The organism is Velazquezella soli (assembly GCF_977018685.1).
The window spans coordinates 2,463,311-2,475,942 of the sequence record NZ_CDRNXF010000004.1 but is presented as its reverse complement, the minus strand read 5'-3'; the positions used below and the strand labels follow the sequence as shown (position 1 = coordinate 2,475,942).

At 60.9% G+C, this 12,632-nt stretch carries 15 protein-coding genes; 14 read left to right on the top strand and 1 reads right to left on the bottom strand.

From position 1 onward, the window contains the following. The first annotated feature begins 58 nt into the window (after nt 1-58). From nagZ to AC0JZ8_RS15525, 10 genes are all read left to right on the top strand, one after another. The gene (gene nagZ, locus AC0JZ8_RS15570) at nt 59-1,075 is read left to right on the top strand and encodes a beta-N-acetylhexosaminidase (RefSeq protein ID WP_092662110.1); all 1,017 of its coding nucleotides are present in this window, start codon (nt 59-61) and stop codon (nt 1,073-1,075) included. Between the two features lie 31 nt (nt 1,076-1,106). After that, nucleotides 1,107-1,949 (top strand): segregation and condensation protein A, encoded by an 843-nt coding sequence (locus AC0JZ8_RS15565; protein ID WP_471892913.1) that lies wholly within the window; start codon nt 1,107-1,109, stop codon nt 1,947-1,949. A gap of 17 nt (nt 1,950-1,966) precedes the next feature. Next, a complete protein-coding gene (gene scpB, locus AC0JZ8_RS15560) occupies nt 1,967-2,662 on the top strand; it encodes an SMC-Scp complex subunit ScpB (protein ID WP_471893382.1) in 696 nt (231 codons plus the stop codon). 195 nt (nt 2,663-2,857) lie between these two features. Then, nucleotides 2,858-3,088: a twin-arginine translocase TatA/TatE family subunit gene (locus AC0JZ8_RS15555; RefSeq protein ID WP_062457545.1), complete on the top strand. Its 231-nt coding sequence runs from the start codon at nt 2,858-2,860 to the stop codon at nt 3,086-3,088. 31 nt (nt 3,089-3,119) lie between these two features. Further along, nucleotides 3,120-3,875 carry a Sec-independent protein translocase protein TatB gene (tatB, locus tag AC0JZ8_RS15550; protein WP_209900690.1) on the top strand — a complete coding sequence of 252 codons (756 nt, stop codon included), beginning with the start codon at nt 3,120-3,122 and terminating at the stop codon, nt 3,873-3,875. Continuing rightward, nucleotides 3,875-4,699 carry a twin-arginine translocase subunit TatC gene (gene tatC, locus AC0JZ8_RS15545; protein WP_062457539.1) on the top strand — a complete coding sequence of 275 codons (825 nt, stop codon included), beginning with the start codon at nt 3,875-3,877 and terminating at the stop codon, nt 4,697-4,699. Before tatB ends, tatC begins: the two co-directional genes overlap by 1 nt. A 54-nt stretch (nt 4,700-4,753) precedes the next feature. Next, the gene (gene serS / locus AC0JZ8_RS15540) at nt 4,754-6,034 is read left to right on the top strand and encodes a serine--tRNA ligase (RefSeq protein ID WP_062457537.1); all 1,281 of its coding nucleotides are present in this window, start codon (nt 4,754-4,756) and stop codon (nt 6,032-6,034) included. An 11-nt stretch (nt 6,035-6,045) separates the two neighbouring features. Beyond that, the gene (gene surE, locus AC0JZ8_RS15535) at nt 6,046-6,801 is read left to right on the top strand and encodes a 5'/3'-nucleotidase SurE (RefSeq protein ID WP_062457534.1); all 756 of its coding nucleotides are present in this window, start codon (nt 6,046-6,048) and stop codon (nt 6,799-6,801) included. 31 nt (nt 6,802-6,832) lie between these two features. Beyond that, nucleotides 6,833-7,486, top strand: a complete 654-nt coding sequence (locus tag AC0JZ8_RS15530) for a protein-L-isoaspartate(D-aspartate) O-methyltransferase (RefSeq protein ID WP_062457531.1) — start codon at nt 6,833-6,835, stop codon at nt 7,484-7,486. Nucleotides 7,487-7,642: 156 nt separating this feature from the next. Beyond that, the gene (locus AC0JZ8_RS15525) at nt 7,643-9,232 is read left to right on the top strand and encodes a peptidoglycan DD-metalloendopeptidase family protein (RefSeq protein WP_113166257.1); all 1,590 of its coding nucleotides are present in this window, start codon (nt 7,643-7,645) and stop codon (nt 9,230-9,232) included. A 78-nt stretch (nt 9,233-9,310) separates the two neighbouring features. Here the strand turns inward: AC0JZ8_RS15525 and AC0JZ8_RS15520 are convergent, their stop codons facing one another. Next, nucleotides 9,311-10,180, bottom strand: coding sequence for an ATP-binding protein (locus tag AC0JZ8_RS15520; RefSeq protein WP_113111253.1), 870 nt, complete (start codon nt 10,178-10,180; stop codon nt 9,311-9,313). A 212-nt stretch (nt 10,181-10,392) separates the two neighbouring features. Here AC0JZ8_RS15520 and yajC point away from each other — a divergent pair, with 212 nt between their 5' ends. The 4 genes from yajC to AC0JZ8_RS15500 all read left to right on the top strand — a co-directional run bounded on the left by yajC (nt 10,393) and on the right by AC0JZ8_RS15500 (nt 12,632). Beyond that, nucleotides 10,393-10,746, top strand: coding sequence for a preprotein translocase subunit YajC (gene yajC / locus AC0JZ8_RS15515; RefSeq protein WP_062457522.1), 354 nt, complete (start codon nt 10,393-10,395; stop codon nt 10,744-10,746). Nucleotides 10,747-10,805: 59 nt separating this feature from the next. Beyond that, entirely contained in the window at nt 10,806-11,192 is a 387-nt protein-coding gene (locus tag AC0JZ8_RS15510) for an Mth938-like domain-containing protein (protein WP_062581393.1), read from the top strand. Between the two features lie 3 nt (nt 11,193-11,195). Further along, a complete protein-coding gene (locus tag AC0JZ8_RS15505) occupies nt 11,196-12,062 on the top strand; it encodes a phytoene/squalene synthase family protein (RefSeq protein WP_471892912.1) in 867 nt (288 codons plus the stop codon). Nucleotides 12,063-12,152: 90 nt separating this feature from the next. Further along, nucleotides 12,153-12,632, top strand: coding sequence for a hypothetical protein (locus tag AC0JZ8_RS15500; RefSeq protein WP_342366082.1), 480 nt, complete (start codon nt 12,153-12,155; stop codon nt 12,630-12,632).

The following is a 12,632-nucleotide window of genomic DNA, read 5'->3' as shown; positions in this document are numbered from 1 at the left end:
CGAACGGGGCGCACAGCGCCCCGTTTTCTATTCTGCTTCCAGCATTCTAGGATCGAACATGACCGAATCGAAAGCGATGATCCTGGGCTCCAGCGGCCCGCAGCTTACCCAGGACGAAATCCTGCTCTACCGGGATGAGCGTCCCTGGGGTTTCATTCTCTTTGCCCGCAACTGTGTCGAGCCGGCCCAGATCACTGATCTGGTGGCAGCCATGCGCGACACCGTCGGCCGCCCGGAGGCGCCTGTCCTGATCGACCAGGAGGGTGGCCGCGTTCAGCGTATCCGTCCGCCGATGATCGAGCGTTATCCGTCAGCCGCCGCCTTGGGGGCTCTCTACAAGAATGACCGTGAAATGGGCTTGCGCGCCGCATGGCTGATGTCGCGGCTGCACGCCTTCGATCTCATGAAGCTCGGCATCAACGTCGACTGCCTGCCGGTCCTGGACGTACCGGTGGAAGGCGCCAGCAACGTCATCGGCGACCGGGCCTATGGCTTCGATCCGAAGACGGTGTCCGAGATGGGGCAGGCTGCGGCCGATGGCCTCAAGGCTGGCGGCATGCTTCCTGTGATGAAGCACATCCCGGGCCACGGCCGCGGCTTGGCCGATTCGCATCATGAACTGCCGGTCGTATCGGCATCGCGGGCGGAACTCGAAGCGCATGACTTCCTGCCCTTCGTGGCGCTCAAGAACGAGTTGATGGCGATGAGCGCGCATATCGTCTTCACCGCGATCGACACGGAAGAGCCGGCGACGATTTCTCGGAAAGTCATCGAGGATGTCATTCGCGGTCATATCGGCTTCGATGGCCTGCTGATGTCCGACGACAGCTCGATGAACGCCCTAAAGGGCACGATCGGCGAGCGCGCGGCGAGAATCGTTGGGGGCGGTTGTGATATCGTCTTGCATTGCAACGGCCTGATGGACGAAATGAAGGCGGTTGTGAACGAGGCGATCCCGCTTGGCGGCGAGGCGCTTCGACGTGCCAAAGCGGTGGAGCAAGGTTTCCCGGTTGCTGACGATGCACAGGAAGACACGCTTCGCGACGAATTCCACGGACTGATTGGGGTCGCCTGACCGCCGACAGTGAAGACGGATCGGAATGGCGATGACAAAAGCTGAAAATGCCATTCCGATGGACAAGATGTGGCAGGACGTGACCGAGCGGGCGATCGATGATCCTTCACTGGTGATCGACGTCGCGGGCTTCGAGGGACCGCTCGATCTTCTGCTGCATCTTGCTCGCAGCCAGAAAGTGGATCTGTCGCGGATCTCTGTCCTGGCACTCGCCGAGCAGTATCTCACATTCGTCGACAGCGCGCGGCGCGTTCGGATCGAACTGGCAGCCGACTATCTCGTGATGGCAGCTTGGCTCGCCTATCTCAAGTCGCGGTTGCTGATCCCCAAGCAGATCAAGATCGACGACGGCCCGACCGGCGAGGAACTGGCGGCAACGCTTGCCTTCCGGTTGAAACGGCTGGAAGCAATCCGCGATGCAGCCGCCCAGCTCGTCAACCGTAACCGACTCGGTCGCGATATTTTTGCACGCGGAGCGCCGGAGCATATTCCGCAGCACAGGCCGTCGGCCTATGACGCATCGCTTTACGACCTGTTGTCGGCCTACGCCAATCTCCGGCAGCGCAACGCCATCACCCATGTCACGATCGAACGCCGCAAGGTCTGGTCGCTGGTCGAGGCGAGGGACCTTCTCAACCGCATGCTGGGCGAGATCGGCGATTGGACGGCCCTGCAGCAGTACCTTCTGCCGTATCTGCCGCCACAGGATCGCGTCACTGCGACTGCCAGCGCCTTTGCCGCCTCGTTGGAACTGGTGCGCGAAGGACAGCTCGAGATCCGCCAGGATGGCGCTTTCCAGACGATCTATCTCAGAAAGGGACCCGGACGGCCGAAGGCCGAGACGTTGCCTATGAACGCAGGGACAGCCGAATGAGCCAGGTCGAGGACGCGATGGACGACGACGCGGCAGTGGATGCCATTGTGCCGGTGCCCTACTCGTCGGAGGAGATCGAGCGGATCGCCGAAGCCCTCGTGTTTGCATCGGCTGAGCCGGTTTCGGAAGCGTTTCTGGCTGAGCGTCTTCCACGGGGAGAAGATATCCAGGCCGTGATGCAGAGACTGGCGGGCATCTATGCATCACGCGGAGTGAACCTGGTCAAGGTGGCCGATCGCTGGGCTTTCCGCACGGCAGCAGACCTTTCCTTCGTCATTCGCAAAGACGACAGCGACGTGAAGAAGCTGTCGAGGGCCGCCCTCGAAGTGCTTGCCATCATCGCCTACCACCAGCCTGTGACCCGCGCCGAGATCGAGGATATTCGCGGCGTCCAGACCTCAAGAGGTACGCTTGACGTACTGATGGAAGCCGGCTGGGTTCGTTTCCGCGGTCGGCGTCGGTCGCCGGGCAGACCGGTGACACTCGGAACGACAGGAGATTTTCTCGATCATTTCGGGTTGGAAGAGCTACGCGATCTTCCTGGTCTCGAAGAATTGAAGGGCGCGGGACTTCTATCCGGTCGCATTCCATCCGGCTTTTCGGTGCCGGTTCCGGGCGGTGAGGACGAGCTTTCGGACGAGGAAGACCCCATCACCCAGCTTGATCTGGAGGAGCTTGGCTTGCTGCCGCCAACCGGCGACGGTGATGGCTAGCAGGGCTTTCAGCGAGCTTTCCTCTTATTATTCCCGTGTTCCCGAATATGGACCGTGCGTGATCGTCCGTTGCCGACAGCAGCGTCGCTACATCGCGAAAGTCATCCGTTCATAGCTTTTCGTGCAACGTATTTGGTGTTTGAAAAACAAACTTAAAAAGCTTACATCGGGGTCACGTTCCAATGGAGTTAGACTATGGGTTCTTTTAGTGTGTGGCACTGGCTGATCGTTCTAGTCATCGTGCTTGTCCTGTTCGGACGCGGCAAGATTCCTGAGCTGATGGGCGACTTTGCCAAAGGCATCAAGAGCTTCAAAAAAGGCATGGCGGACGAGGATGCCCCTGAGGCAAAGCCTACCGATACTGTGAACGGCGGCAGGACGGTCGATCACAAGCCCGACGAGATCAAGGAAACCACTCGGTCTTAATTGATCGGGAGGGTTTCAGGAGCCTCGCTGAATGTTGGATATCGGTTGGACCGAGCTACTTGTCATTGCCATTGTGCTTATCGTGGTCGTAGGTCCCAAGGACTTGCCGCCCATGCTGCGCGCTTTCGGGAAGATGACATCAAACTTGCGCAAGATGGCGGGTGACTTTCGGACGCAGTTCGACGAGGCGCTTCGCGAGGCAGACATGGATGACGTCCGGAAGACGATTTCGGACGCCAAGAGCCTCAATCCCGCCAACAGCCTGCGCGACGCGATAAATCCGCTTCGCCAGATGGGGCAGGACATCCGAAACGATCTGCAAAAGGCGACGCATATGCCGTCGACGCCGACGCCGGTGAGCACGGATGTCGAAGCGCAGCATGCTGTCGAAGGTGCTCCGGTCGCCGATACGGCGCCTGTTGTTGCGGCTGTTCCGGTTACGCCCGTCACGGCATCTCCTGTTGCTGCGCCGACGTCCTCTGCTGTGACGCCGGCACCAGCGGAGGCGACAACGCCTGCCGAACCCGGTCGCGTTAGAAAGCCTCGCGCACCGAAGTTGGCGGCCACGGGTGAGCCGGCAGCTGTGGATAAGCCTGCAACGACACGCAGATCCACGAGGGCGGAGAAGCCTGCCCCGGTGGCGACGTCTGCCGAACAGCCGAAACGTGTTCGCGTGGCCAAGGTCCCGGTGTCCGCACCTGAAACGACTGAGACGGCCGTCAAGCTTGCAGCCGCCCGCAAGCGTACCCCGAAGAAGCCTGTCGATACCCCGAAGGACGATGCCTGATGAGCGGTGATTACGAAGATAAGCCGCAGCCGCTTATCGAGCATCTGATGGAGTTGCGGACAAGGCTCATCTGGTCGATCGGCGCTTTCTTCCTCGCCTTCGTCGTGTGCTTCTTCTTCGCAAAACAGCTCTTCAACCTTCTCGTCATTCCCTACAAGTGGGCGGTCATCTGGGCGAAGCTCGATATCGCGAAATCCGAACTGATCTACACCGCGCCGCAGGAATTCTTCTTCACCCAGGTGAAGGTTGCGATGTTTGGCGCGCTGGTCATTGCCTTTCCGGTGATTGCCTCGCAGATCTACAAGTTCGTGGCTCCCGGGCTCTATAAGAACGAGCGGGCAGCCTTCCTGCCGTTCCTGATTGCCTCGCCTGTGCTGTTCCTGCTTGGAGGGGCACTCGTCTACTTCTTCTTCACGCCGATGGTGATGTGGTTCTTCCTGGCCATGCAGCAGGCGCCGACCGAGGGTGAAGTGGGGATCTCGCTTCTTCCGCGTGTTTCGGAATATCTCAGCCTCATCATGACGCTGGTTCTGTCCTTTGGACTGGTTTTCCAGCTTCCGGTTGTTACGACGCTGCTTGCTCGCGTGGGCATCTTGTCCAGCAAGTGGCTGCGCGAGAAGCGTAAGTTCGCGATCGTCATCGCCTTCGTCGTTGCCGCCGTCCTGACGCCGCCGGATCCGATGTCCCAGATCGGTCTTGCTATACCGACCATCCTTCTCTACGAGATTTCCATCTACGCCGCGCGACTCGTCGAGCGCAGACGCGATGAGGACGCTTCGAGTGATGAGGCCTCGTCTGACGTCGCAGAGACGGAGAAGGCCTGAGGTTTTTCTCTCGATCGATATCGCAGCGGCCTCATGCTTTGAAGGCCAAGAATCATGCTCGATATCAAGTGGATCCGCGATAATCCGGAAGCTTTCGACGCAGCGCTGAACAAGCGCGGCGCCGAGCCAATGGCTGCCACCCTGCTTGCGATGGACGATACCCGCCGCAGCGTCATCCAGACGCTTCAGGATATGCAGTCGCGCCGTAACGCCGCCTCCAAGGAGATCGGCAATGCGATGGCGCAGAAGAATACCGAACTCGCCGAGAAGCTGAAGGCGGAAGTCGCCACCATCAAGGACACGATGCCGGCCGCCGAGCAGGAAGAACGGGCAGCTGTCGCAGCGCTCGATGACGCGCTGTCGCGCCTTCCAAACATTCCTCTCGACGATGTCCCCGTCGGCCAGGACGAATCAGGCAACGTCGTCACGCGCACGATCGGAACGAAGCCCGGTTGGAATCATCCCGCCAAGGAGCATTTCGAGATCGGCGAAGCGCTCGGCTATATGGATTTCGAGCGCGCCGCAAAACTCTCGGGCTCGCGCTTTACGGTGCTGACCGGACCGCTCGCCCGTCTTGAGCGGGCAATCGGTCAGTTCATGATCGACATGCACACCAGCGAGCACGGGTACACGGAAGTGTCGTCGCCGCTGATGGTAAAGTCCGAGGCAATGTACGGCACAGGCCAGTTGCCGAAGTTCGAGGAAGATCTCTTCAAGACGACCGATGGCCGCTACCTTATCCCAACGGCCGAAGTGACGCTGACCAACCTTGTTTCGGGCGAGGTTCTGGACGCCGAAAAGCTGCCGCTGCGCTTTACGGCGCTTACCCCGTCCTTCCGTTCGGAAGCCGGTTCTGCGGGTCGCGATACGCGCGGCATGTTGCGCCAGCACCAGTTCTGGAAATGCGAGCTCGTCTCGATCACGGATCAGGAATCATCGATCGCCGAGCACGAGCGGATGACCGAATGCGCCGAAAACGTCCTCAAGCGTCTCGGCCTGCATTTTCGGACGATGACGCTCTGCACCGGCGACATGGGCTTCAGCGCCCGCAAGACCTATGACATCGAAGTCTGGTTGCCGGGACAGGATGCGTTCCGCGAAATCTCGTCCTGCTCGGTCTGTGGCGATTTCCAGGGCCGCCGGATGAACGCGCGCTATCGCGGCAAGGACGACAAGGCTTTGAAATTTGTTCACACGCTGAACGGCTCGGGCACTGCCGTCGGCCGCTGCCTGATCGCAGTCCTCGAAAATTATCTCAATGAAGACGGCTCCGTTACGATCCCGGACGCGCTTCTGCCCTATATGGGCGGCCTGACCAAAATAGAAAAAGCATAAGGCAGCCCTGAATGCGCATCCTGCTCACCAACGACGACGGTATCCACGCGGAAGGCCTGGCGGTTCTCGAACGGATTGCCCGCCAGCTTTCCGATGACGTCTGGATTGTTGCGCCAGAAACCGACCAGAGCGGTTATGCGCATTCCCTGACCCTGTCGGAGCCGCTGCGCCTGCGCGAGATCAGCGACCGGCACTATGCCGTGCGCGGCACGCCGACGGACTGCGTCATCATGGCGATGCGCCACGTCATGGGGGGCAAGCCGGATCTCGTTCTGTCGGGTGTCAACGTCGGCGCCAACCTTGCTGACGACGTGACCTATTCTGGCACGGTCGCAGGCGCCATCGAGGGCACGCTGCAGGGCGTCCGGTCGATCGCGCTCAGCCAGGCCTACCGCAAGGAGAACGGCCGCGTCCTGCCTTGGGATACGGCCGAATCGCATGGCCCGGGCCTGATCCGCAAATTGCTGGATACGGACCTTCCGGCCGGCACGTTTCTCAACGTCAATTTCCCGGCCTGCGCGCCTGACGATGTCCAGGGGACGGAAGTCACGTCTCAGGGCAAGACCGATTTCGACGTGGCGATCGACGAACGCCAGGATGGTCGAGGCTTCCCATACTATTGGCTGTACTTTGCCTCGCGTGTCGGCCGCCAGGCGGAGGGCACCGACATCAACGCCATCAAGGCCAATCGCATTTCAGTAACACCGCTGAAACTGGACCTGACCGACTATTCGGTGCAGGATCGCTTGATGAAGGCGCTGGGTTGAACCCAGATAACGTGGCAGGCGGAGTGACAGCTTGAAATCGGGCATGGTCGAGAAGGAAGGGTTTGCTGCACTTGTCTTGCGGCTCCGGTCCGCAGGCATTTCTAATATCGACCTTCTGACTGCCGTCGAGCAGACGCCTCGTTCGCAGTTCGTGCCGCCCACGCTTTCTCAGGAAGCCTATTCCAGCCGCACGGTCCCGATCGATTGCGGTGCCTTTATGGAAGGAGCAGATCTTGCGGTTCGCCTTCTGGCCGCTCTGCAGGTGAAACCCGGTCATCGTGTTCTCGAAATCGGTACCGGCAGCGGTTTTACAGCCGCCGTGATCGGCCGCATCGCAGAACGGGTGCTGACCGTAGATCGCTATAAGACGCTCACCGTTGCGGCGCAGGCCCGCGTTGACGCGCTTGGAATGCGCAACGTCATCGTACGACAGGCGGATGGCAGCAACGGGATGCCGGGCGAGGGCACGTTCGATCGGATATTCGTGACCACGGCATTTACGGTTCTGCCGCGATTCTATGCGGAGCAGCTGACCCATGGCGGTTCGATGGTTGCGCCGCTGATCGGCGACGACGAGACCTGCATGATGGTGAGGCTCACCAAGACCGGGAGCCGGTTTGAACGGGAAGACCTGTTCACCGTGCCATTCCTGCCGATCATTCCGCAGATGGCGGCAGCGCTTTAAGCTGGTTCGGCATTGGTTCCGCTCCTGCCAAGCGCTTCCGACTCATGGTTAGCGAATTATCAAAAAAATCGCATCTCTTCCGACACTTTAACCCCACAGTAAGACTAACGCGCTTTAATGACTCCCACGATGGTTGCGTGAGTGTAGGTCGAGTCCATGCGTGTCAACAGTGCACAAAAAGTCGGAAAATCAGTAGCTAAGCTCGCAGTTGCGGCTTTGCTTGCGAGTGCGGCCACTGGCTGCAGCTCGGATTCGAGCCGTTTCTCCGGGCTGTTCTCCAAAGATGAGCTGACAACGGCGTCAATACCCCAGCGTCCGGTCGGCGGGGCCTATGGCCAGGCGCCAATGCCGCGCGACGATGTGCGGTCGGGCCAAGCGGTGGCACCGGTTCAGCAGGATTACGGTTCGCGAAATACCGCGATGAACCAGCCTTACCCGGCCCAGTCCGGCGGCTATTCATCACCGGCCCGCGCCGCTTCGGCGCCGATGGCTGTCCAGCGCAACGAGTTGGCAGCTCCCGGCATGCCGTCTGCTCAGGCGTCCGCTCCCATGGCGTCCCGTGCACCGATGGCGGCTGACCGCGGTCAGGGCACTCGCCAGGAATCCATGGCCCAGTCATACCCGGGTCGTAGCGGTGGTTCGCAGTCTCTGACGGCTCCCACACCGTCGACCGCTCGAGGCGACAACCTGACAACGGCTTCGACGAAGCCGATGTCAGGCTGGTCTTCGGTCAACGCTCCGCGGGTAACGCTCAGGGCAGGCGAGACCGCATCGACCCTGTCTTCCCGCTACGGCGTTCCTGAAAAGGAAATCCTGAAGGCCAATGGCGGCGCTGTGAAGCCGGGCCAGACGATTGTCATCCCGACTTTCGGCCCGTCCCGTAATTCCGCGAAGACTGCGGCGTCCGATATCGACCTGCAGAACAAGGCGCCAGCGCCCACCCAGCAGACCGAGCAGAAGGTTGCCGTTCTGCCGACGCCGACCCGCGACAAGGCGATGGCGGAGCCTGGCAAGATCACACCTCCGGGCGGCAAGCCTCTCGGTGGCACCTACACGGTCAAGCCTGGCGACAGCCTTGCAAAGATCGCTCGCGAAACCGGCACACCGATTGATCAGCTGAAGGCCGCAAACGGTCTGACGACGGACGGTGTGCGGGTCGGCCAGAGCCTGAAGGTCGGTGGTAGCTCGGTTGCGACCGATCCGGTCAGAACCGCATCGATCCCGGAAAAGCCGGCTGCCCAGCCGAAGCCTGCTGCACCGTCGCCTGTCGCTGAAGCAGCACCCGCAAAGCCTGCGCCACAGGAAACAGCATCGCTGTCGGACGTCGAGAAGAAGTCCGATGTGTCTGCCGCTGCACCGCAGTCGACCGGCATTTCGAAATATCGCTGGCCAGTCAGTGGCGCGGTCATCGCCGGCTACGGCGCCAACGTCAACGGCAGCCGCAATGACGGTATCGACATCTCGGTTCCCGAGGGCACGCCGATCAAGGCCGCTGAAAACGGCGTCGTCATCTATGCCGGCAACGGCCTGAAGCAGCTCGGAAACACCGTTCTGGTTCGCCACGACGATGGCAAGGTCACCGTTTACGGTCACGCCGGCAACATCAACGTCACGCGCGGCCAGAAGGTCACCCGCGGCCAGACTGTCGCGGCGTCCGGCATGAGCGGCGACGCTCAGCGTCCGCAGGTCCACTTCGAGGTGCGCAAGGATGCGACACCGGTCAACCCCATCACTTTCCTTGAATAATTGTAGTGCGTTTCAAGGGGACGGGAGAAAAGCGCAGCTTCGGCTGCGCTTTTTTCGTTTGTGGGCGGCTTCAAGAATTCACGGCGTGAGTGTCTTGCGCATCCGCCCGGCAAGATCCTGGATATACTGCCACGCGACGCGGCCGGAACGCCCGCCGCGCGTCGTCGCCCAGGCGAGCGCCTCGTGGTGCAGGGTTTCGCGGTTGAGGCCGAGATTGAAATGGTCGGCATAGCCGTCGATCATGGTCAGGTAGTCGTCCTGGCTACATTTGTGGAAGCCGAGCCAAAGTCCGAAACGGTCCGAGAGCGAAACCTTCTCCTCGACCGCCTCGGACGGGTTGATCGCCGTCGACTGCTCGTTTTCCAGCATATGCCGCGGCAAAAGGTGGCGCCGGTTCGATGTGGCGTAGAACAGGACGTTGTCCGGCCGGCCTTCGATGCCACCGTCGAGCGCTGCCTTCAGAGACTTGTAGGCCGTATCGTCGTGGTCGAAGGACAGATCGTCGCAAAACACGATGATGCGATGGCCGGATGCCTTGAGGATGTCGAGTAGCGCCGGCAGCGAGGCGATATCCTCGCGGTGGACTTCGACCAGTTTCAGCGAGACACCGGTCGACGCGCGGATATCCTCGTGCACGGCCTTGACCAGCGACGACTTGCCCATGCCGCGCGCGCCCCAGAGAAGGACGTTGTTTGCCGGATAACCTTCGGCAAACCGCAACGTGTTTTCCTGCAGGATGTCGCGCACGTGGTCAACGCCACGGATCAGGGTGAGGGCGACGCGGTTGGGGCGTGGCACGGGCTGCAGGCGCTGGTTTGTCGGCACCCAGACAAAGCAATCCGCGACAGTCCAGTCGTTGACCGCTGGTGGAGGGCCCGCCAGCCGCTCGACTGCGTCGGCGAGCCGGCGCACTTCAGACAGGATCAGGGCGTTGAGCTCGTCGGTCATCTGGTATTCCTCAAGACTTTTTGTCATCGGTCGCGCCCTCTCGGCCGCTTTTTTCAGCAGGTAACATGCTCGTTATTGCATCAAAAGCCGTAGAGCCGTGGATTCAGTACGCGGGAGGACCGCTTTCTGTTGCATTCCCCCGTGTCACAACTATATTCCGGCGGCTTATGACAGGGGGCTCGGCGCCTCCGCTTATCGTTTAGGAGTTCTTGATGTTCATTACTGAGGCATTCGCGCAGGCGGGTGGAGCGGCGCCGGCGGCTTCCGCAACAGACTCGATTCTGCAGATGGTGCTGCTCTTCGCACCTCTGATGGTGGTCTGGTATTTCTTCCTGATCCGTCCGCAGCGCGCCCAGGCCAAGAAACGCCAGGAGACCCTGACGAGCATTCGCCGTGGCGACCAGGTTGTGCTTGGCGGCGGCCTCGTCGGCCGGGTTTCGAAGGTTGTCGATGACAACGAAGTCGAAGTCGAAATCGCCGACGGCGTAAAGGTCCGCGCAATGCGCGCCTACATCGCCGAAGTCCGCGTCAAGGGCGAGCCTGTCAAGGCCGACACCGCGTCCTGACATCAGGCAGGCCCGCTCTGGCGGGCCTTTCCATTTTCTAATCAATCAAGGACGCGGTAATGGCAAAAGGGATCGAGATACGCGAAGCCCATTTCCCCGGTCGCGCCCAGATCGATGCCTACGGCAATGGCGGTTTCCGTTTTGCCGACATGTCGCATCGCGGGTCGATCCTCTGCCTTCCCTCTGGGATACACGGCTGGGATCTGGGCGAAGGTGAGCCCCTGACGGTATCCTCCCTCTACAAGGTCCTCGACGAAGCCTCAGGCATTGAGGTCTTGCTGATCGGCACGGGCCAGAACCTGAAGCCGATACCTGCCGAGGTGAAAGCCGCATTGAAGGCGAAGGGCATCTCTTCCGACCCGATGAGCACCGGTGCTGCCGTGCGCACCTACAATATCATGCTCGCCGAATCCCGTGCCGTCGCCGTCGCGCTGATTGCCGTCTGACCCATGAGTGACGATCGTTCAACGAATGGCGAACTCTGTCTCGCGACGCTGCGAGACACGGACCGCGACCGCTATCTCGCATGCCTCCTGTCTCCGGAAGACAAGCGCCCGGCGCTCGCCGCGCTCTACGCCTTCAACGCCGAAATTGCGCGCGTCCGGGACATGGTCCGCGAGCCGCTTCCGGGAGAGATCCGCCTGCAATGGTGGCGGGATTTCCTTGAGGGTGGAATTCAGGCAGACGGGCTGGGAGACACGGGCGGCAATCCGATCGCTGCAGGACTGCAGGATGCGATCGAAACCTATCGGCTGCCGCGTCAAACGCTTGTCGCCATGACGGAAGCGCGAATCTTCGATCTCTACGACGATCCGCTCACTGACCGCAACGCGCTGGAAGGCTATGCTGGCGAAACCGCCTCGGCTTTGATCCAGCTTGCAAGCCTCATCCTTTCGCCCGAAGACGCCGCAAGGTCCGCGCAGGCGGCCGGCCATGCGGGTGTTGCGCAGGCGATCGCCGGTTTCATCCTGCTTTTGCCGATCCATCGGCGCCGCAACCAGCTTTACCTCCCGCTCGATCTTCTGGCTGCCACCGGTCTTGACCGCGACAGCTTTCTGGCCGGCAGCGACAAACCTCGCATTTCCGCAGCAATTCAGGCCTTTGCCGGCCTTGGCCTCGAGCATCTCGACAAGGCACGACGTGCCGGTCCTGTTCCGCCCGCGCTCGTGCCGGCCTTCGTGCCGGTAGCGCTTGTCGAGCCGGTTCTGAAGCGCGCTTCACGCCGGGGTGCCGATGCTCTCGACGGAGACATGCAGTCTCCCCAATGGCGTCGTCAGTTGCAGATGCTGAAGGCCGCCGTCCTCAAACGCTTCTAGCAATCACCAGTCGCCACGCTTCACGCAAGCCTTGAGGGATAAATGCCCTCTATCGGCAGGTGCGCATCTGCCATCAGTGGAGAAGCAGTCTTGAGCCCTTTGGTAGTTTGGTCGATCGCCATCGGCGTGATGCTGGCCTTGGCCTTTTATGTTACCCGCCTGGTCAAGCACAGTGACGAGGACAGCCTTCACGATATGGGACTGGCGATACTCGAATTCGGTCGCGCCTATCCTGCCGAAGCCATCAGGAGCCTGCACAGCACAGCCGATGCGAACACGATCTTTGTGCGACTGCACGACAATAAGTCAGGCATCATGCGCAACCGTGGCAATCATTTCGCATGCCACGTAATCCGGCCCGGCCGCGTGCGGGTCACGCCGACGCCCGAACCGAAAGGCTTTTCGGCCGAATTCCTGGACTCCCCGACACAGAACGGAACTTTCGTGTTCAAGAATGAAAACGAGGCGGCAGAAGTGTCGCTTTGGCTTCTCGACAATTACGTGAGCGTTGCCGATCGACAGCTTCCGGCCGAACCGCAGCCGGCTTCAAACACCGGCCGCTCCGATTAG

Excerpts from the sequence above, each read along its gene's own strand:
- nagZ (WP_092662110.1), top strand. The coding sequence starts at position 59 with ATGACCGAATCGAAAGCGATGATCCTGGGCTCCAGCGGCCCGCAGCTT.
- AC0JZ8_RS15565 (WP_471892913.1), top strand. The coding sequence starts at position 1,107 with ATGACAAAAGCTGAAAATGCCATTCCGATGGACAAGATGTGGCAGGAC.
- scpB (WP_471893382.1), top strand. The coding sequence starts at position 1,967 with ATGGACGACGACGCGGCAGTGGATGCCATTGTGCCGGTGCCCTACTCG.
- AC0JZ8_RS15555 (WP_062457545.1), top strand. The coding sequence starts at position 2,858 with ATGGGTTCTTTTAGTGTGTGGCACTGGCTGATCGTTCTAGTCATCGTG.
- tatB (WP_209900690.1), top strand. The coding sequence starts at position 3,120 with ATGTTGGATATCGGTTGGACCGAGCTACTTGTCATTGCCATTGTGCTT.
- tatC (WP_062457539.1), top strand. The coding sequence starts at position 3,875 with ATGAGCGGTGATTACGAAGATAAGCCGCAGCCGCTTATCGAGCATCTG.
- serS (WP_062457537.1), top strand. The coding sequence starts at position 4,754 with ATGCTCGATATCAAGTGGATCCGCGATAATCCGGAAGCTTTCGACGCA.
- surE (WP_062457534.1), top strand. The coding sequence starts at position 6,046 with ATGCGCATCCTGCTCACCAACGACGACGGTATCCACGCGGAAGGCCTG.
- AC0JZ8_RS15525 (WP_113166257.1), top strand. The coding sequence starts at position 7,643 with ATGCGTGTCAACAGTGCACAAAAAGTCGGAAAATCAGTAGCTAAGCTC.
- AC0JZ8_RS15520 (WP_113111253.1), bottom strand. The coding sequence starts at position 10,180 with ATGACCGACGAGCTCAACGCCCTGATCCTGTCTGAAGTGCGCCGGCTC.
- yajC (WP_062457522.1), top strand. The coding sequence starts at position 10,393 with ATGTTCATTACTGAGGCATTCGCGCAGGCGGGTGGAGCGGCGCCGGCG.
- AC0JZ8_RS15510 (WP_062581393.1), top strand. The coding sequence starts at position 10,806 with ATGGCAAAAGGGATCGAGATACGCGAAGCCCATTTCCCCGGTCGCGCC.
- AC0JZ8_RS15505 (WP_471892912.1), top strand. The coding sequence starts at position 11,196 with ATGAGTGACGATCGTTCAACGAATGGCGAACTCTGTCTCGCGACGCTG.